Annotated in this window: 15 protein-coding genes; 7 read left to right on the top strand and 8 right to left on the bottom strand. The window is 69.8% G+C overall.

What is annotated here, in order from left to right; translation table 11 throughout:
- The first annotated feature begins 16 nt into the window (after window positions 1-16).
- On the top strand, window positions 17-685 hold the full coding sequence (locus ACZ7NC_RS38280) for a class I SAM-dependent methyltransferase (RefSeq protein ID WP_471495557.1): 669 nt from the start codon (window positions 17-19) through the stop codon (window positions 683-685).
- Window positions 686-853: 168 nt separating this feature from the next.
- Complete coding sequence (locus ACZ7NC_RS38275) at window positions 854-1663, top strand: PhzF family phenazine biosynthesis protein (RefSeq protein ID WP_471495555.1); 810 nt, start codon at window positions 854-856, stop codon at window positions 1661-1663.
- Window positions 1664-1730: 67 nt separating this feature from the next.
- On the opposite strand, the gene ACZ7NC_RS38270 is transcribed toward ACZ7NC_RS38275, so the two are convergent.
- Entirely contained in the window at window positions 1731-2531 is an 801-nt protein-coding gene (locus ACZ7NC_RS38270) for a CPBP family intramembrane glutamic endopeptidase (protein WP_471495553.1), read from the bottom strand.
- Window positions 2532-2724: 193 nt separating this feature from the next.
- On the opposite strand from ACZ7NC_RS38270, the gene ACZ7NC_RS38265 reads away from it, so the two are divergent.
- Window positions 2725-4512, top strand: a complete 1788-nt coding sequence (locus ACZ7NC_RS38265) for a substrate-binding and VWA domain-containing protein (protein WP_471495551.1) — start codon at window positions 2725-2727, stop codon at window positions 4510-4512.
- A 23-nt stretch (window positions 4513-4535) separates the two neighbouring features.
- On the opposite strand, the gene ACZ7NC_RS38260 is transcribed toward ACZ7NC_RS38265, so the two are convergent.
- A complete protein-coding gene (locus tag ACZ7NC_RS38260; RefSeq protein WP_471495549.1) occupies window positions 4536-6053 on the bottom strand; it encodes a glutamate-cysteine ligase family protein in 1518 nt (505 codons plus the stop codon).
- Window positions 6054-6613: 560 nt separating this feature from the next.
- Here ACZ7NC_RS38260 and ACZ7NC_RS38255 point away from each other — a divergent pair.
- Both ACZ7NC_RS38255 and ACZ7NC_RS38250 read left to right on the top strand, forming a co-directional pair.
- Window positions 6614-7222, top strand: coding sequence for a hypothetical protein (locus ACZ7NC_RS38255; RefSeq protein ID WP_471495547.1), 609 nt, complete (start codon window positions 6614-6616; stop codon window positions 7220-7222).
- A 539-nt stretch (window positions 7223-7761) separates the two neighbouring features.
- On the top strand, window positions 7762-7968 hold the full coding sequence (locus tag ACZ7NC_RS38250; RefSeq protein WP_403460706.1) for a DUF5999 family protein: 207 nt from the start codon (window positions 7762-7764) through the stop codon (window positions 7966-7968).
- A gap of 200 nt (window positions 7969-8168) precedes the next feature.
- On the opposite strand, the gene ACZ7NC_RS38245 is transcribed toward ACZ7NC_RS38250, so the two are convergent.
- From ACZ7NC_RS38245 to ACZ7NC_RS38220, 6 genes are all read right to left on the bottom strand, one after another.
- On the bottom strand, window positions 8169-9203 hold the full coding sequence (locus ACZ7NC_RS38245) for an endo-1,4-beta-xylanase (RefSeq protein ID WP_471495545.1): 1035 nt from the start codon (window positions 9201-9203) through the stop codon (window positions 8169-8171).
- A gap of 53 nt (window positions 9204-9256) precedes the next feature.
- Window positions 9257-10021, bottom strand: a complete 765-nt coding sequence (locus ACZ7NC_RS38240) for a carbohydrate ABC transporter permease (RefSeq protein WP_471495609.1) — start codon at window positions 10019-10021, stop codon at window positions 9257-9259.
- Between the two features lie 74 nt (window positions 10022-10095).
- Complete coding sequence (locus tag ACZ7NC_RS38235; RefSeq protein WP_471495543.1) at window positions 10096-11094, bottom strand: carbohydrate ABC transporter permease; 999 nt, start codon at window positions 11092-11094, stop codon at window positions 10096-10098.
- Window positions 11095-11100: 6 nt separating this feature from the next.
- Window positions 11101-12396 carry an extracellular solute-binding protein gene (locus ACZ7NC_RS38230; protein ID WP_471495541.1) on the bottom strand — a complete coding sequence of 432 codons (1296 nt, stop codon included), beginning with the start codon at window positions 12394-12396 and terminating at the stop codon, window positions 11101-11103.
- A 385-nt stretch (window positions 12397-12781) separates the two neighbouring features.
- Window positions 12782-14116 (bottom strand): diaminopimelate decarboxylase, encoded by a 1335-nt coding sequence (lysA, locus tag ACZ7NC_RS38225; protein ID WP_471495539.1) that lies wholly within the window; start codon window positions 14114-14116, stop codon window positions 12782-12784.
- 12 nt (window positions 14117-14128) lie between these two features.
- On the bottom strand, window positions 14129-14575 hold the full coding sequence (locus ACZ7NC_RS38220) for an SAV_915 family protein (protein ID WP_471495537.1): 447 nt from the start codon (window positions 14573-14575) through the stop codon (window positions 14129-14131).
- A 643-nt stretch (window positions 14576-15218) separates the two neighbouring features.
- Here ACZ7NC_RS38220 and ACZ7NC_RS38215 point away from each other — a divergent pair.
- Together ACZ7NC_RS38215 and ACZ7NC_RS38210 are read left to right on the top strand one after the other, a co-directional pair.
- The gene (locus ACZ7NC_RS38215) at window positions 15219-17174 is read left to right on the top strand and encodes an APC family permease (RefSeq protein WP_471495535.1); all 1956 of its coding nucleotides are present in this window, start codon (window positions 15219-15221) and stop codon (window positions 17172-17174) included.
- Window positions 17175-17294: 120 nt separating this feature from the next.
- Window positions 17295-17816, top strand: a complete 522-nt coding sequence (locus ACZ7NC_RS38210; RefSeq protein ID WP_471495533.1) for a hypothetical protein — start codon at window positions 17295-17297, stop codon at window positions 17814-17816.
- Window positions 17817-17899: the final 83 nt, after the last annotated feature.

The raw sequence follows: 17899 nt of genomic DNA, 5'->3' as shown, positions 1-17899 counted from the left end.
CGCCCCTGGCAACCAGATGATCGACATTGAGCAGCCCGTTGTCCGACGCGTCCTGGACAGCCTGCCCCTCGGCACGGCGCTGGATGCGGCCTGCGGCACCGGCCGTCACACCACCTACCTGCGGGAACTCGGCCACCACGTGATCGGCGTCGACGCCTCACCGGACATGCTCGCCCAGGCCCGCGACCGCCTGCCGGATGTCGACTTCCACGAGGCCGACCTGCACCGGCTGCCGCTTTCCGACAACGCGGTCGACACCATCGTCTGCACCCTCGCCCTGACACACGTCCCCGACCTGGCCCCCGTGCTGGCCGGGTTCGCGCGCGTCCTGCGCCCCGGCGGAAACCTCGTGATCTCGGATGCCCACCTCTTGGTGTCCTACCTCCGGCCAACCCTGGCCCGTCGTCCCGGCCCGGACGGCCGCCCGTCCCTCCTCGCCGAATACCACCGCCCACTCAGCGCCTACGTCGCCGCAGCCCTCCCACTGGGCTTCCAGGTCCGGCATTGCGAGGAACCCCGCCGCCCGCGCCACCCCCTCGACCCCGGGACCACCCCGGACCCACTCCCGACCTCTGTGTCCTGGGACCTGTTGCGCTGGTGCCCGGAAGCGTCGGCCGCGGCCTTGGACGATTCCCCGATCGTGGTCGTCTGGCACTTCCAACTCGAAGGCATCCGGAAGGGCTGAGCAACCGGACCAGATCACCGGACCGGATCAAGCGAGACAGCGTCCGGCATCCACACGTCCGGAGCGATCGACCTTCCCCTCGGCCCACAGCCCCGGCGCCCGAAATCGGTCCAGCACCCCCGAATTGGCCTTGGCCGCCCCCTCCCCGCGCCCCCTACCGTCAACGGCATGCGAATTCGAATCGTCGACGCCTTCTCCGACCGTCCCTTCGGCGGCAACCCGGCCGGGGTGCTGCTTCTCGACGCCTTCCCCGAGGACGACTGGCTGCAGAACGTGGCCATGGAGGTCAACCACGCCGAGACGGCGTTCGCGCACCCGCTGGGCGAGGGCGGGGAGGACGACTGGGCGTTGCGGTGGTTCACGCCGGTCGCCGAGGTGGCGATGTGCGGGCACGCCACGCTCGCCACGGCCCATGTGCTGCACACCACCGGCGCCCACGAGGGGCCCGTACGCTTCGCCACCCGCAGTGGCGTGCTCGTCGCCACGCCCCGTGAGGACGGGTCGATCACGCTCGACTTCCCGACCGCCCCGCTCACGCCGGTCGAGGTCCCGGACGGGGTCGCGCAGGCGCTGGGCGCCGAGCCGCGCGTCGCCTTCGACACCGGCCCGAACGTCGGCGACCTGCTCATCGAACTCGCCGACGAGAAGACGGTCCGCGCCCTGGCCCCGGACCTCAGGGCCCTCGGCGCCTACTCCGAGCGCGGCGTCATCGCCACGGCCCGCGCCGAGGACCCCGCCCGCGGCCACGACTTCGTCTCCCGCTGCTTCTTCCCGAACGTCGGCATCGACGAGGACCCGGTCACCGGCAGCGCCCACACGGCCCTCGCCCCCTTCTGGTCCGAGCGCCTCGGCCGGGCTCAGCTCACCGGCCTCCAGGCCTCCCGCCGCTCCGGCCACGTCCGCACAGAAGTCCGCGGCGACCGCACCCTGCTGAGCGGTCGCGCCGTGACCGTCATCGAGGGCGAGTTGATCGCCTAGCGCGCAGCGCGCCTGAGCATGACGAAAGGGGGCGTACGAGATCGTCGTACGCCCCTTTCGATCAACGTCACGCCGTCGGCAGCCAGTCGACCTTTCCGGCCAGCAGCGCATAGCCCACGAACGCCCCTATGTCGAGCAGGGAATGCGCCACGACCAGTGGCCCCACCCGGCCCCACCGGCGGTACAGGTAGACGAACACCACGCCCATGGCCATGTTGCCGAGGAAGCCGCCGATGCCCTGGTAGAGGTGGTACGAGCCGCGCAGTACGGAACTGGCCACCAGCGCGGTGCCGGGTGTCCAGCCCAACTGGCCCAGCCGGCGCAGCAGATAGCCGACGACGATGACCTCTTCGAGGACCGCGTTCTGGATCGCCGACAGGATCAGCACCGGGTACTTCCACCACACGTCGGGCAGCGCCTCGGGGACCACCGTGAGGTTGAAGCCGAGGCCGCGAGCGGCCAGGTAGAAGGCGATTCCGGTGCTGCCGATCACCGCCGCGATCGCCGCCCCGCGGCCGAGGTCCGGCCAGGGCCGGGTCCGGTCGAAGCCGAGCGTGCGCAGCCTCCCGCCCTCGCGCATGAGGAAGTGCGCGACCAGCGCGACGGGCACCAGCGCGGTGGTGATCCCGAACAGCTGCCAGGCGAGATCCAGCCATGGGCGGCCCGGCGCGGCCGAGGCGTTGAGGGTGGCCGCCTGGTCCTTGAGGCCACCCGGTTTGGTGACGGAACCGACAAAACTGATCAGGGCGGACACACCGCTCGCACCGAGCGAAAGCCCCAGAACGAGCAGCGTCTCATCACGGAGAATCCGTCGCGAGGGCCGCTCATACGGAAAAGATTCGGCCACGGGCCCTGCCTCGCCCTGCACTCCTGCCTCCAGTTGAGTAATCCCGCCTCATCCTCATCGTCGCCCCGCTAGGGTCTCGAAAGCAGTTACGAAGACCGTGCGCGACAGGCCGTTGGGGGGACGGGCGCCGTACGGGGCGTACCGCCCCTCTGCCTGCCATACGGCCGGACTCCGGCACGAGGTTCAGCAGGCAACAGGGAGGGGCACCACCGACATGGGACGTCACAGCTTGCCCGATCAGTATGCGGCGGGCGGCAGCGGCCCCCGTCGCCACGACCCCCGTCGCCGCGCACGCCGCCGCACGGTGGCCATCACGACGGTCCTCGTCCTGACCGTCGCCGGTGGCACGGCCGCCGCGATCCGCAGCGGGCTGCTCTCCTTCGGCTCCTCCTGCCAGGACGACGCGGTACGGCTGACCCTGGCCGCCTCACCCGACCTGGCCGCCGCCCTCGAAACCGCGGCGAAGCGGGCACGGGAGGCCGACCTCACCTCCGACGGGCGGTGCGTCGCCGTGACGGTGAGCGCGCGCGAGTCGTACAAGGTCGCCGACACGCTCCTGGCCGGCGAGGACCCCGGCGCCGAGGTGTGGGTGCCCGACTCGGAGCTGTGGCTCCAGCGGCTCACGGCGGACGGCGGCACGGCCGACGTCTCCACGGTGGGCCATGTCGCCTCCTCGCCGGTCGGGGTGGCGATGGTGCCGACGGCCGCGAAGTCGCTGGGGTGGCCGAAGAGGACGTACGACTGGCTGGGGCTGGCCGGTGCCGCCCTGCGCGAGGACTCCGTCCGGCTCGGCGCGGCCGATCCGGCGCGCAGCGCGACCGGGCTGCTCGCCCTCACCCGCCTGAGCACGGCCGCCGCCGGTGTCGAGTGCGGTGACACACAGGCCGCGGCGATGATGAAGGCGCTGTCGCGGCGGGTCTCCGACAGCGACGGCCAGGTCCTGGAAACGCTGCCACGCGACTCCTCGGGCCCCGAGCAGGGCAATCCGAAGCGCAACCAGGCGCTGGTGGTCAGCGAGCAGGCGGCGTACACCTACAACGCCGGTGCGGACGGCGGCGGCAGCCTGGACTTCTTCTATCCGAAGGACGGTTCGCCGCGGCTCGACTATCCGTACGCCCTGCTCGCCCAGACCGGGCTGACCACCGACGAGAGCCGGGCCGCGATCCGCTTCATGAGCTATCTGCGCGAGCCCCGGCAGCTGCGGCTGCTGGAGCGGTACGGCTTCCGCACCTCCGACGACGAGGTGTCGAACGCGTTGGTGACCCGGGCCGGCGGCAGCGGTCCGCAGCCGTACGCGGAGCCCGCGGGCCGGCCGGCCTCGGCGGTCGCCCTCCAGGAGACCCTCGGGGTGTGGACGATCACCGTGCAGAGCGCGCGGATCACCACGGTCGTGGACGCCTCCGCCTCCATGGCCGAGCCGGTGCCGGGCAGGGGGCAGTCACGGATGGACGTGACGAAGGCGTCGCTGTCGCGGGCACTCGCGACGTTCACGGCCGAGGACGAGGTCGGTCTGTGGGACTTCTCCACCGAGCTGGACGGCGACAAGGACTACCGCGTCCTGGTGCCGACCGAGCGGCTCGGCGACCGGAAGGGCACGGGCACGCAGCGCGACCGGCTGTCGGCGGCGTTCAGCGCCCTGGCGCCGGTGCCGGACGGCGCGACCGGCCTGTACGACACCACCCTCGCCGCGTACCGGGCGGCGACCGGCACCTACGCCGAGGGCAGGTTCAACGCGCTGGTCGTCCTCACCGACGGGGTGAACGAGGACCCCGGCAGCGTCTCGCGCGCCGGCCTCATCGCCCAGCTGCAGCGCCTCACCGACCCCGAACGCCCGGTCCCCCTCATCGTGATCGCCGTCGGCCCCGACGCCGACCGCGAGGAGGCGAACCGTATCGCCGAGGCCACGGGCGGCTCGGGCCATGAGGTGACGGACCCGGCCCAGATCCAGTCGGTGATCCTGAAGGCGATCGTGGAGGCCGCCTCACCGGGCGAACAGGGCTGACCCGAGCTGACCGCCGCCCGGTGTCATCCCAACGGCACCGGCTCCAGCAACCCCACCGGCCACATGTGCACCGGATCCCCCCGGTGCATCAGCTCGCGATACCGCCGGGTCGTGGCCGCCAGCGCGGCGTCACGGGACAGCCCCGACTCCAGTGCCCGGTGGAAGGTGGCCGCCTGCCAGGACGCGCCGTTCATGCGCCTGCGGCAGCGCTCCTCGATGACGCCGAGATACAGGTCCCGGTCGGCCGGCTCCACCCCCCACGCGGCGAGGCCGGCCTCGGCCAGCGGCAGCAGTTCGTCCCGTACGAGGCTCACCGCGTCGACCTCGGCCGTCCCGCCGTACCGCCCGCGCCGGGGCCAGCTCAGCCGGGCGTCGATGCCGTGCCTGCACGCCTCGTCGAAGTTGGCGGCCGCCGCCTCGAAGGGCATCCGGGTCCACACGGGCCGCGACTCCTCGGCGAGGGCGCGGACGACGCCGTAGTAGAAGGCCGCGTTGGCGATGACGTCCGTGATGGTGGGCCCGGCCGGCAGGACACGGTTCTCCACCCGCAGATGCGGGACGCCGTCGGCGATGCCGTAGACGGGGCGGTTCCAGCGGTACACGGTGCCGTTGTGCAGGACGAGTTCGGCGAGCGTCGGTACGCCGCCGGCGTCGAGGACGTCGAGCGGGTTCTCGTCGTCGCAGATCGGCAGCAGGGCCGGGAAGTAGCGCAGGTTCTCCTCGAAGAGGTCGTACGCCGAGGACACCCACCGCTCCCCGAACCAGGTGCGCGGCCGCACGCCCTGGGCCTGGAGCTCGGGCGGGCGGGTGTCGGTGGACTGCTGGAACAGCGGCGGGCGGGACTCGCGCCACAGCTCACGTCCGAAGAGGAAGGGCGAGTTGGCGCCGATGGCGACCTGCACGGCGGCGACCGCCTGGGCGGCGTTCCACACGTCGGCGAAGCGTCCCGGGGTGACCTGGAGGTGCAGTTGCACGGAGGTGCAGGCGGCCTCGGGGGCGATGGACTTCGAGGTGCAGGTCAGGCGCTCCACGCCGTCGATGTCGAGCGTGAAGTCCTCACCGCGGGCGGCCACGATCTGGTCGTTGAGGAGGACGTAGCGATCGACGTCGGAGAGGTTGGAGGAGACCAGGTCGTCGCGGTCGAGCGTCGGCAGAATGCCGATCATCACGATTCCCGCGTCGACCTCGCCCGCTTTCCGCTCGGCATATGCCAGCGACGTGCGGAGTTCCTCGGCCAGCCGGTCGAATACCCGCCCCTGCAATCGGTGTGGGGCAATGTTCACTTCCAGATTGAACATGGCGAGTTCTGTTTGGAAATCGCGGCTCGCGATGCGCTCCAGTACCTGCCCGTTCAACATTTTCGGCATACCGTCGGAGCCGGTGAGATTCAATTCGATCTCCAGCCCCATGAGGTTCTTGGGGCGGTCGAACCGCTTCTCCGCCAGCAGTCGCTCCAGGCCCGTCAGGCACTGCCGCAGCTTCTCGCGGTAGCGCTGCCGATCGGACAGATCGAAGCGACCTGCCACGACCTTCTCCCCCATCGACGCTTCCCTCCTCGGATGGGCGGGCGGTAGAGGACCCGGCCGCCCGGTCTCCCGGGTCAGGTTGGATGATGCCCAGCCGAAGCGATCGATAACGTCCCGCGCGAAGCCGGGGCCCGCTAGTCTGTCGGATGTGACCGGTGGCACATTCAGCGGGCATGAAGCAGTGTGCAGTTTCGGATGGCTCACTGCCCTCGTGAAAAACGCCGACGAGAATTGGCCGACCGCACCCGGGGCGTTTTTCGAGGTCATCGCCGCCACACCGGCCGGGAATCGGGATGATTCCCGCATTTCCGCGACCGATTGACTCCTTGCCGAGTGCACCGAAAGCGGTTAGACGAAACATCGTCTGAACACTCGTCGTATAAACTTCGCAATCAAGGCAGAGGGTTGGCGCCCGCGGTCCCAGACCTGCCGTCCAGGTGACGTACGGCAGGCTCACTCACCCCCCTTGCACCCGGACCGGGCCCCCGTCTCTCTGACCTCCGTGAGCTGACAGCGTCGTCCGCCCCCGCCCCGCCCTCGCGCCACCGTGCCTGTCGAATGAGAGGCGACCCACCATGCCGCTGCATGTCCCCCCGGCTCCCGCGCCCGCACTTCGCTCCGTCCTCACCGCACTCGGCTCACCCACCGCGGTCAGCGAGGCCCGAACTCCCTCCCTGCGCGCCGCCCAGGGTCCCGCCACTCCCGAACTCCCACTGCCCGTGCACGTCCTGGACGCGTTCACCCCGGCGGGCGTGTCCGCGACCCGGCTGGCCGGCTGGCGCTTTCTGATCCGGTGCGGCGACCGCGCGGTGGCCGCGGCCGAGACCCGGCTGACCCCGGACGGCTGGACCTTCTCGCATTTCTTCGAGGGCCCCTACATCGCCTCGACCGAGCGTGCGCTGCGCCAGGCGGAGACGATCGCACAGCCCTACCAACCGCGCCTGCTGTCGTTCCCCGGCCTCTACATGCTCGCCCTCTGGCTGCACGGCGACTGCACCGCGGACGGCGCCGGCGGGCACCCCGACCCGGCCGACATCCTCGTGCCGCTGGCCCCGGCTCCGCCCGGGATCGCGGCCCATGTGCCGCACCGGGTCGCCGATCTGCTCCCAGTGCTCACCCATCGGGCGACCCCGGCCCCGACCCCGCTGCCACCACTGCCCCCTTTGCTCGGTTCCCCCGCCTGACAGGACGACCGCGCGAGTACCCACGTACCCCGTCACCCAATTCCGGGTGGCGGGGTACGCCTGTGTTCGGCGATGGGACTAGGCTCGAACCGGACAAGAAGAAGGTCGCTCGAACGAGCCGCAAACAACTCGAACGAGCAAAGCCGGACGGGCAAAGTCGGACGGGCAAAGAAAGAACTCGCCCGAGCATGAATCCCGAGCGTGAATAGCGCGACCGGCGAGGAAGATATCGCTCGCACGAGCGACAATGCGCTCGAACGAGCCCATAGGAGCCCCTGGCCCGCCCTGACTAGCCCCATCCGACCACGGCGAACCATCCAAAATGACAGTGGAGTTGGGATGAACCGTCCGCGGGGGTGATGCGTCATCAACCTGTGAGAAAGCGGTGCTGCGAAATCCCTGCGGATTGACGCTCGTGGGGCAACACTGGGTTCCGACCGACTTATCACAACGGGGGAGCGGCCATGAACGAGGCTTCACGCCGCGAGACAGACAAAACAGCCATCTCACAGTTCACGACAGAGCGAAAGATCCCATCCATGTGCCAGCACCAGCCACCGTGTCCCTCAGCCGACTCCGCCGACCGGGAATCCGCCCGTCTCATGGCGCACCACCCGGAGCAGGGATGGAGCCTGCTGTGCAACGGCGTTCTGCTCTTCGAGGACACCGGTGAGCTCCTGCCCGACGGCCAGATCATCGCCCCGCACCGTCCGCTGGGCACCGGCAAGGTGATGACCGCCGCGTAGCTTTTGCCGGCGGACCGGGCCGGACAGGCCCTGCACCACCGGGCGGCACGACGGACGCCCGGAGTACTCCCTGGGGCCGGTCGCAGACTCTCACTGCGAGCCGGCCCCGACGTGTGTCCGGGGTCGCTCACGCACCGTAGTGCGCCGTGTGTCCCGGGCGACCCTCGTACCGACGCCCGGGACACACGACCGACGCGGCCCTACTTCAGCGCCTCCCGCAGCGCGAAGTACGCCGGCTTGGGCCGCAGTTCCTCGTCCCACGGCAGTGCCGCGCCCTCCCCCGGGAAGAACGCCGGGATCCAGGAGTACTTATCCGTGTAGTCCCAGACCGTGATCCCGACACACCGGCGCACCGCCAGGCACGCCTCGGTCATGTCCCGGTACCAGTCGGCCTGCTGGGCCAGCTTCTCCTCGGTGGCGGGCAGTTGCATCCGTACGTCGACCTCGGTGAGCGCCGTGTCGAGGCCGAGGCGGGCGAAGCGGCGGAGGTTGTCCTCCAGCGTGGTCGGATAGCCGTACTGGAGCGCCAGATGGGTCTGGAGGCCGAAGCCGTGCAGCGGGACGCCCTGGGCCTTCAGCTCCTTGGCCAGCCGGTAGTAGGCGTCGCTCTTCGGGCCGGTCGCCTCGACGTTGTAGTCGTTGAGGTACAGCTTGGCGCGCGGGTCGGCCTGGTGGGCCCAGCGCAGGGCGTCGGCTATGTAGCCGGGGCCGAGCGTCCTGTAGAAGATCGTCTCGCGGTATGTGCCGTCCTCGTTGAACGCCTCGTTGACGACGTCCCAGGCGTAGATCTTGCCCCGGTAGTGCCGTACCTCCGTCTGGATGTGCTTCTTCAGTACGGCCCGCAGCTCGGTCGCCGTCCACTCACGGCCGGTGAGCCAGTCGGGCAACTGGCTGTGCCAGACGAGGGTGTGGCCACGCACCTTCTGGTGGTTGGCGCGGGCGAGACCGACGATCTCGTCGCCCTTGGAGAAGTCGAACACGCCCTGCTGGGGTTCGGTGGCGTACCACTTCATGCCGTTGCCGGGGGTGATCTGGTCGAACTCGCTGCCGAGGAGCGCCTTGTACGGCTCGTCGACGAGCTCGGGATTGTCGGTCGCGCTGCCGAAGTAACGGCCGTGGCGCTGGGCGAGGTCGGCGAGGGTGGGCTGCTTGTCATGGGCCTGTGCGGCCGGAACGGTGACCGCGACCAGGGCGGCGGCGACGGCGCCGACGAGTCTGAGACGGTTCTTGCGCATGGTGCGACTCCTCACGTTGCGGATGTGTGGGCAGCCGTACGTCCGCCTGCGCGTCATCCCTTGGTGGCGCCGGCGGTGAGGCCGCCGACGAGCTGGCGCTCGGCGACCGAGTAGAAGGCGAGCGCGGGGACCATGGCCAGCACCAGGTAGGCGAAGACGCGGGCGTAGTCCGCGGAGTACTGGCCCTGGAACTGCTGGACGCCGATGGGGATGGTCCACCACGTGGAGTCGGTGAACACCAGCAGCGGCAAAAAGAAGTTGTTCCAGCTGGTGACGACCGCGAGGACCGAGACGGTGCCCAGCGCGGGCCGCGCCATGGGCAGCAGCACCCGCCAGAAAAACCCGAAGGAGCTGCACCCGTCGAGCGTGGCCGCCTCCTCCAACTCGCCCGGGATCTCCCGGAAGAAGCCGCGCAGGATGATGATGGTCATCGGCAGTCCGAAGGCGGCCTGCGGAAGGATCACGCCGAGCGGGTTGTCCAGCAGGCCCATGGAGCGCAGCAGCAGGAACAGGGGCAGGGCCGCCACCGCGAAGGGGAACATCAGGCCCATCGTGAAGAGGGTGAACAGCGCCTCCCGCCCCCGGAAGGCGAAGCGCGCGAAGGAGAACGCCGAGAGCGCGGACACGGCGACGATGAGCACGGTCGTACCCACCGCGATCAGCGTGCTGTTGCCGATCAGACGCCAGAAGTCCGCCGAGCCGAGGATGTCCGTGTAGTTGCCGGTCACCCATGACTCCGGCAGCCCGACCGGGTTGCGGGAGAGTTCGTCGGTGGACTTGAAGCCGGACAGCACGGCGTAGAGCAGCGGCACGACCATCACCGCGCCGACCACCACGAGGATCACATGCAGCGGCAGGCTCTTCCTGCCGGTCTTCCCGCCGGACGTGGCCGTCACTTGGCACCTCCCCGCATCGTCGTGGTGGCTCCTTCGAGGTCGCGGCGGAGCACGAACCGCTGGTAGGCGAGGGCGAAGACGAGGCTGATGCCGAACATGACCACGCTGATCGCGCTGGCGTAGCCGACCTGGTAGCGCTTGAAGCCGTACTGGAACATGGTCACGGCCATGGTCTCGGAGTGGTGGTCGGGGCCGCCCGCGGTGGTGACCCAGACCAGGTCGAAGAGCTGGATGGACCCGATGACGCACAGGAACACACTGATCCGCAAGGTGGGCGCGAGCAGCGGCAGGGTGACACTGCGGAAGCGCTGCCAGGCGCTCGCGCCGTCGATCAGCGCGGCCTCGGTCAACTCCCGGGGGATGGACTGGAGTCCGGCCAGGTAGAGCATCATGTGGAAGCCGAAGTACTTCCATGTCATGACCAGGAACAGAGTGGCCATCACGGTGGACGGGTCGGCGAACCACTCACCGCCCAGACCGTCGAGGCCGATGCCGCCGAGGATCTGGTCGGCGAGGCCGTCGTCGGGAGCGAAGATCATGCCGAACAGGACGCCGGTGATGGCCTCGGACAGGACGTACGGCCCGAAGAACAGCATCCGGTAGAGGGCCCGGCCGCGAATCCTCTGGTTGAGCAGTACGGCCATGGCCAGCGCGAACGGCAGTTGGATCGCGAGCGACAGCACGACCAGGACCAGACAGCGCCACAGGTCGCCGAGGAAGACGGGGTCGTCGAAGAGCCGGGGGAAGTTGTCGGCGCCGATGTAGTCGGACGGCATGCCGAAGCCGCCCCAGCGGAAGAAGGCCGCGTACAGCGCGAACAGCATCGGCAGCAGCACCAGCACGAGGAAGAGCACCAGGGCGGGCACCTGGAAGCCGACCGCGGTCAGCCAGTGCAGCAGGCGGCGCCGGGCCCGCCCCCGGGACGTGTCGGCGGGCGGGGGCGGGAGTTCGACGCCGGGGCCGGTCCGTTTGTCCGGCAGGAACGTGGAGGTCATCGCCGGTTACTGCTCTTCCTTCGCGGTCTTCGTGATCGACTCGGCGACCTGTTGCGGGGACTTGGACCCGGCGATGAGCGCGCTGACGCTGTCGTTGACCTCCTGGCCGACTGCGGGCGCGTAGGCCTGGTCGAGATAGAGCTGGAAGCCGGTCGCGGCCTTCAACTGTGCCTGTACGGCCTTGATGTTGGGATCGGTGATGGCGCTCTCGGCCGCCGGCACCACCGGGATGGCGCCGGTCTTCTTGACCAGCTCCAGGTCCGTGGCCTCGGAGGCGAAGAACTTCAGGAAGTCGACGGCGGCCTGTGGAGCCCCACTGCGCAGGGCGTGTCCGCCGCCCCCGCCGAACACCTCGGTGATCGTGCCCTTGCCGCCGTCGACCGCCGGGAACGGGAAGAAGCCGAGGTCGTCGCCGAGCCCCTTGCCGGCGTCGGCCTGGACGACCGGGGCCCACTGGCCCATGAGTTCCATCGCCGCCTTGCCGTTGCCGACGGTCGCGGCCTGGCCGGTCGGGCTGGAGTAGGCGGCGCCGAGGAAGCCCTTCTGGAACGGCTGGAGGTCGACCAGTTCCTGGAGGTGCTGACCGGCCTCGACGAAGGCGTCGCCGGTGAAGTCCTTGTCGTCGTACGCCTTCTGCAGGGCGGAGGCGCCCGCGGTGCGCATGGCGAGGTAGGCCCAGTAGTACATGCCGGGCCACTTCTCCTTGCCCGCGAGGGCGAGCGGGGTGGTGCCCTTCGCCTTCAACTTCCGTACGGCGTCGAGGAAGCCGCTCCAGGTGGTCGGCGGCTCGCCGATACCCGCGTCCTTGAAGAGCGCCTTGTTGTACCAGAAGCCGATCATGCCGATGTCGAACGGGATGCCGTACACCTTCTCGTCGAGGAGATACGGCTCCTTCGCGACCGGCAGCAGGCCGTCGGCGAAGTCCTTGGTGCGGTCGGTGAGGTCCTCGACGAGCCCGGCGTCGACCTGCTGCTGGAGGACGCCGCCGCCCCAGGTGTGGAAGATGTCGGGCAGCTTCCCGGAGGCGATCAGCGCCGTCATCTTCGACTTGTACGCGTCGTTCTCCAGCTGGACGATCTTCACCTTGACCTTGGGGTTCTGGGCCTCGAACTTCTTGGCCAGCGCCGCCCAGACGCCCTTGGTCGGCTCGGTGGTGGAGATGTTCCACCACTCGATGGTGGTCGTGCCGTCCGACGACCCTCCGTCCGAGTCGCCACCGCATCCGCTCAGTGCCGTCATGCCCACACCGGCCGCGGCGGAGGCCGCCAGGAATCCGCGGCGGGACAGTCCCGGGTCGCCCATCATGCGCTCCTTGGGTACGGGACGGCTCGTATATGCCGTCCTCTATGGCCGTCCTCTGGATCACGCCGGACCGAAAGTTTCGGAGCAGATCCAGAAAGCTGCGCTGCTGCCGCACCCTAGAGACAGCTGCCAAACGGTGGCAACCCCTTGTACGCGGTGAATCTGCCGCCGACCGTCACGGCCCGCACGTAGCCGTCAGGCCTCTCGAGGCTGGAGCAGACGGGTAGCAGTTCCCGCCGACCCGGCACACGCTGGGGCCCTTGAGTCCGTTCCGAAACATTCGACCTGCTCAGCGAACATTACGGAGGACTGTAAGGGGCGCGCCGCACCTCCGGACGAGGGCCGGGTCGTCGCTCGTCCGGAGGTGGTCGGGATGCGCCGTTCGTTACAGGCCCACGTCGCGGCTGCGGATGTCCTCCAGGGACTCGCGGCGGATCAGGAGCCGGGCCTGACCGTCGTCCACGGCGACCACCGGCGGGCGGCCCACCATGTTGTAGTCGGAGGCCATGGACAGGTGGTAGGCGCCCGCGGCCGGGACGGCGAGCAGGTCTCCGGGACGGATGTCGTCGGGGAGTTCGACGTCGGCGGCCAGGATGTCGCCCGCCTCGCAGTGGCGGCCCACGACGGTCACGGGGGCCCAGGCGGCGGTGCTGTGCCGACCCACCAGCCGGGGCGCGTAGCGCACTCCGTAGAGCGCGGGCCGGGGGTTGTCGCTCATGCCGCCGTCCACGGCGACGTACGTGTGCGCGCCGCTCCGCTTGACGGCGAGGACGTGATACAGCGCGACCCCGGCCGGACCCGCGATGGCCCGTCCCGGCTCGATGAGCAGGCGAGGCACGGTGAGCCCGGCCGCCGCGCAGGCCTCGACCAGCTCGGCACGCACCTTGTGGGCCAGCGTGGTCAGGTCCAGGGCGGGTTCGCCCGGACGGTAGGCGATGCCGTGGCCGCCGCCCAGGTCGAGCTCGCGCAGGACCAGGCCGTGCTGCTCGTACAGCCGGGCCATGAGGCCGACCATACGGCGCACGGCGGCCAGGTAGGGCTTGACGCTGGTGATCTGGGAGCCCAAGTGGCAGTGCAGACCGGTCAGTTCGAGCTGCGGCTGGTCCAGTATCCGGGCGATGGCGTGTTGGGCGTATCCGTCCCGGAGAGACAGGCCGAACTTCTGGTCCTCGGTGCCGGTCCGGATCTTCTCGTGGCCGCCGGCGCTGATGCCGGGCACGACGCGGACCATCACCTTCTGGTGGCGGTCGGGTCCGACCGCCGCGGCCAGCCGGGCGATCTCGGAGGGGCTGTCGATGACGATACGGCCGACCCCGAGGCGCAGCGCCAGCTCCAGTTCGCGGGGGGATTTGGCGTTCCCGTGCAGCACGATCCGCTCCGGCGGGAAGCCGGTGGTGACCGCGAGCTCCAGCTCACCGGCCGAGCAGACGTCCAGGCCCAGGCCCTCCTCGTCCATCCAGTGGACCATCGCCCGGCACAGGAACGCCTTGGCCGCGTACAGGACTTCGGCCTCGGGAAAGGCGTGCTTGTAGGTACGGCAGCGTGCGCGTACCTCTTCCTCGTCGATGACGTAGACGGGGGTGCCGAAGCGGTCGGCGACCTCGGCGAGCGGCACACCGCCGACGGTGATCTCACCCTCGCGGGGCTCGACGGCCGAGGCCGGCCACACCGAGAGGACGTCGGTCGCGGTGGTCACCGCGGGTTCGTGAATCGTGGTCATCCCGCGTTCCCCTCAGCCGATCCACATGGCAAGGGCGGAGATGAGCGCGGCCGCGCCGGTCACCCGCAGCGCTCCGACGGCCTGGGGGTCCCAGCCTGTTTCCCGGAAGCGGGGACCGTGGGGCCGCTCCGAGGGCGCCACGCGCCGCGCGGCGGCCGACGCCGTCGGGGCCGGGGCCGGGGCGCAGAACTGTGGGTCCACCGTCACGGTGGTGACGCCGAGCGGGGCGGACAGGGAGCGCAGTGCGGGCTCGGCGAGCCGGATCCAGGGCTGGTCGGGGCCCAGGGTCGCGGTCAGTTTCCGCGGGGACGTGAACCCTACGGCCGTACGGTCACCGAGGGGCGTTCGGAAGAGGCGGGCCGCACAGGCGGCCTGTCCCGGCCGGACCGGAACGTACAGGGGGCCGGCCGGGGATCGATCAGAGGGCTCCGGGTCTTCGTCGTACAGGATGTCTGTCATGGGTTCCTCCGGGTGGGCCCGAGTTGGGCAGAGGGGATCCGACAGGGATCGGGGGCTGGCTCGATGCCCCGGACGCGGGGAGGCGGACCGGGGCTCGCCAGTGACGCTATGCCCGGTGGCCCCCGGGTCCGGACCGCTCGTAACGCGATGCTGACGGAGACCGACCGGAGATTGACGGGATGCTGACATCCCGCCCGGGCGGCCCCCGGTGAAGACGCCGTCAGATGAAGACGCGTGAACGCGGCCGAGCCCCTGGCACCGCGTCCGCCACCGCTCCGCAACCCGCCACCTCCCTCGCCCCACGCCACCTGCCCGGAACCTGTCCAGTCCTGGCGAAACGGCGCAACACATGACCGGCCACGGCCGACCGCCCAGCCTGCGCGGAGCACACACCATGACGCTGCGTATCCGCCCCCGCCAAGACATCCAGGGCGCCACCCGTACAGCCCAACAGCCGCCCACAGCCCCCGGGAACTCGATTGTTGATGTGCAGCCACCGCCGACCCGGCCAGTCTTAACGGAAGCTTGACGCCCCCCAGCCCCTCGATCCGTGGGCCCGGACGTAACTCTCTGCTTACGCTGGTGCCGCCGTCCGCGTGATGGCCGGAATCAGCCTGCCGACCCGCACATCAGGAGCACGCCGATGGCCACGACCGAACACCCTCCTCCCAGTCGCCTGCGCGCCTGGATGCTGGAGGGCCTGTCCGACATGGGCAAGGGTCACGGTGCCCAGGCCGCGCACCCCGAGCAGCAGCCCGTGGACGAGGGCCAGCCCTGGTACCGGGTCATGTGCCTCACCGGCGTCGACTACTTCTCCACCCTCGGCTACCAGCCGGGCATCGCCGCCCTCGCGGCCGGCCTGCTCTCCCCGGTGGCGACCATCGTGCTCGTGATCGTCACCCTCGCCGGCGCCCTGCCCGTCTACCGGCGGGTGGCCGAGGAGAGCCCGCACGGTCAGGGCTCGATCGCGATGCTGGAGCGGCTGCTGACCTTCTGGAAGGGCAAGCTGTTCGTCCTGACCCTGCTGGGCTTCGCGGCCACGGACTTCCTGATCACCATCACACTGTCGGCGGCCGACGCCTCGACCCACCTGATCGAGAACCCGCACCTGGAAAGCGCCCTGCACGACAAGCAAATGGTGATCACCCTGATCCTGGTGGCGCTGCTGGGAGCGGTGTTCCTCAAGGGCTTCCTGGAGGCGATCGGTGTCGCCGTCGTCCTGGTCGCCGGTTATCTCGCGCTCAACGCCGTGGTCGTGGCCGTCGGTCTTTACCACGTCGCCACCGAGGGGCATGTGGTCACCGACTGGACCAACGCCCTCACCGCCGAGCACGGCAACATCTTCGTCATGATCGGCGTGGCCCTGATCGTCTTCCCCAAGCTCGCGCTCGGCCTCTCCGGCTTCGAGACCGGCGTCGCCGTGATGCCCCACGTCAAGGGCGACCCGGGCGAGACCGAGGAGAACCCCAAGGGGCGGATCCGGGACACCAAGAAGCTGCTCACCACCGCCGCCGTGATCATGAGCTGCTTCCTGATCACGACGAGCTTCATCACCACCCTGCTGATCCCCGAGAAGCAGTTCGAGCAGGGCGGCGACGCCAACGGCCGTGCACTGGCCTACCTCGCGCACGAGTACCTCGGCAACGCCTTCGGCACGGTCTACGACGTCTCGACGATCGCCATCCTGTGGTTCGCCGGCGCCTCCGCCATGGCCGGACTGCTCAACCTGATGCCCCGCTATCTGCCCCGCTACGGCATGGCCCCGCACTGGGCCAGGGCCGTCCGCCCGATGGTCATCGTCTTCACCCTGGTCGCGTTCCTGGTCACCTGGATCTTCGACGCGGACGTCGACGCGCAGGGCGGTGCCTACGCCACCGGCGTCCTGGTGCTCATCAGCTCCGCCGCCATCGCCGTGACCATCGCGTCCCGCAAGGCAGGTCAGCGCAATTGGTTCATCGGGTTCGCGGTGATCTCGGCGGTGTTCCTGTACACGACCGTCGTGAACGTCATCGAGCGCCCCGACGGCGTGAAGATCGGCGCCTGCTTCATCGTCGGCATCATCCTCATCTCGCTCCTCTCGCGGCTCCTGCGCGCCTTCGAACTCCGCGTCACCAGCGTGAGCCTCGACGACATGGCGGAACGATTCATCCGGGACATCGCCAGCCGCAAGATCCGCTTCATCGCCAACGAGCCCGACAGCCGGGACAAGGCGGAGTACCGCGACAAGGTCGAGCAGATCCGCCACGACAACGACCTCTCGGAGCAGGACGACTTCGTCTTCGTCGAGGTCACGGTCACCGACCCGTCCGAGTTCGAGGCGGGGCTGACGGTACGCGGCCAGGTCATGCACAACCGCTACCGCGTCCTGACCCTGGAGTCCTCCTCCGTCTCCAACGCTCTGGCGGCACTGTTGCTGCACGTCCGCGACAGCACCGGCTGCATCCCGCACATCTACTTCGAGTGGACCGAAGGCAGCCCCTTCGCCAACTTCCTCCGCTTCTTCCTCTTCGGCCAGGGCGAGGTCGCCCCCGTCACCCGCGAAGTGCTGCGCGAGGCCGAGCCGGACCGGGATCGCAGGCCTCGGGTGCACACCGGCTGACGCGTGCACCGCGGCCGAACCGGCCACGCCCATCAGGATCGCGTCAACGATGAACCGTAAGGCGTCAGAGCGCCGTCAGCGCCGTTCGCTCGCACGCCGATGCCCCCTACCGTCAGCACCGTGGACGGAAGCAGACCGCGCCCGGCCCCGACCGGTGACCGCCACTGGCACGACAGCGCCCGGTTCGCCACGGGCTGTGCTCTGACCTTCCTCGGCATGACCCTGGTGGTCGACTGGGACGCGCACACCCTGACACCGCCCCGAGCCATGCTGTGGCTCGTCATGACCGCCCTGCTCTTCACGATCCTGCTCCCGCAACGTGTCACCGCGGGCCCGGGCTGGCTCGCGGTACGCGGACTCGTACGACGTCAGGCGGTACGCACGGACGCCCTGGTGACCGTACGGCAGTACGGCGACGTCTCCGCGCACCTGACCCTGCGCGACACGGACGGCCGCCGCCTGGAACTGGACCCACGGATCCTCGTCGCCAACCCCCTGCTGTGGCACGAACTGGACACCGGGATACGCCGCTCACGCGCCGGCGGGACGCTGCTCGAGGGCATCGAGGTACTGGAACGGCTCCGCCTCCAGATCGACGACGCGGAGGTGCGGGCGGTATTCAGGGCATCGGGGATCCTCTGACCAGGGACGCCCCCGGAGTGAGCCACAAAGGGCTCCGCCCCGGTCAGGTACGACCGGGGCGGAGCCCTTCACTCACTCACCGA

The sequence above is a fragment of the Streptomyces sp. NPDC111802 genome (genome assembly GCF_055634335.1).
Note: the sequence above shows the minus strand (reverse complement) of the source record. Positions and strands in the feature narration are given on the sequence as shown.

Bases quoted from the DNA above. Each gene is read 5' to 3' on its own strand.
- ACZ7NC_RS38275 (WP_471495555.1), top strand. From the start codon at position 854: ATGCGAATTCGAATCGTCGACGCCTTCTCCGACCGTCCCTTCGGCGGC.
- ACZ7NC_RS38215 (WP_471495535.1), top strand. From the start codon at position 15,219: ATGGCCACGACCGAACACCCTCCTCCCAGTCGCCTGCGCGCCTGGATG.
- ACZ7NC_RS38280 (WP_471495557.1), top strand. From the start codon at position 17: ATGATCGACATTGAGCAGCCCGTTGTCCGACGCGTCCTGGACAGCCTG.
- ACZ7NC_RS38250 (WP_403460706.1), top strand. From the start codon at position 7,762: ATGTGCCAGCACCAGCCACCGTGTCCCTCAGCCGACTCCGCCGACCGG.
- ACZ7NC_RS38220 (WP_471495537.1), bottom strand. From the start codon at position 14,575: ATGACAGACATCCTGTACGACGAAGACCCGGAGCCCTCTGATCGATCC.
- ACZ7NC_RS38260 (WP_471495549.1), bottom strand. From the start codon at position 6,053: ATGGGGGAGAAGGTCGTGGCAGGTCGCTTCGATCTGTCCGATCGGCAG.
- ACZ7NC_RS38240 (WP_471495609.1), bottom strand. From the start codon at position 10,021: ATGGTCGTGCCGCTGCTCTACGCCGTGCTGTCCGGCTTCAAGTCCACC.
- ACZ7NC_RS38265 (WP_471495551.1), top strand. From the start codon at position 2,725: ATGGGACGTCACAGCTTGCCCGATCAGTATGCGGCGGGCGGCAGCGGC.
- ACZ7NC_RS38245 (WP_471495545.1), bottom strand. From the start codon at position 9,203: ATGCGCAAGAACCGTCTCAGACTCGTCGGCGCCGTCGCCGCCGCCCTG.
- ACZ7NC_RS38255 (WP_471495547.1), top strand. From the start codon at position 6,614: ATGCCGCTGCATGTCCCCCCGGCTCCCGCGCCCGCACTTCGCTCCGTC.
- ACZ7NC_RS38235 (WP_471495543.1), bottom strand. From the start codon at position 11,094: ATGACCTCCACGTTCCTGCCGGACAAACGGACCGGCCCCGGCGTCGAA.
- ACZ7NC_RS38230 (WP_471495541.1), bottom strand. From the start codon at position 12,396: ATGGGCGACCCGGGACTGTCCCGCCGCGGATTCCTGGCGGCCTCCGCC.
- lysA (WP_471495539.1), bottom strand. From the start codon at position 14,116: ATGACCACGATTCACGAACCCGCGGTGACCACCGCGACCGACGTCCTC.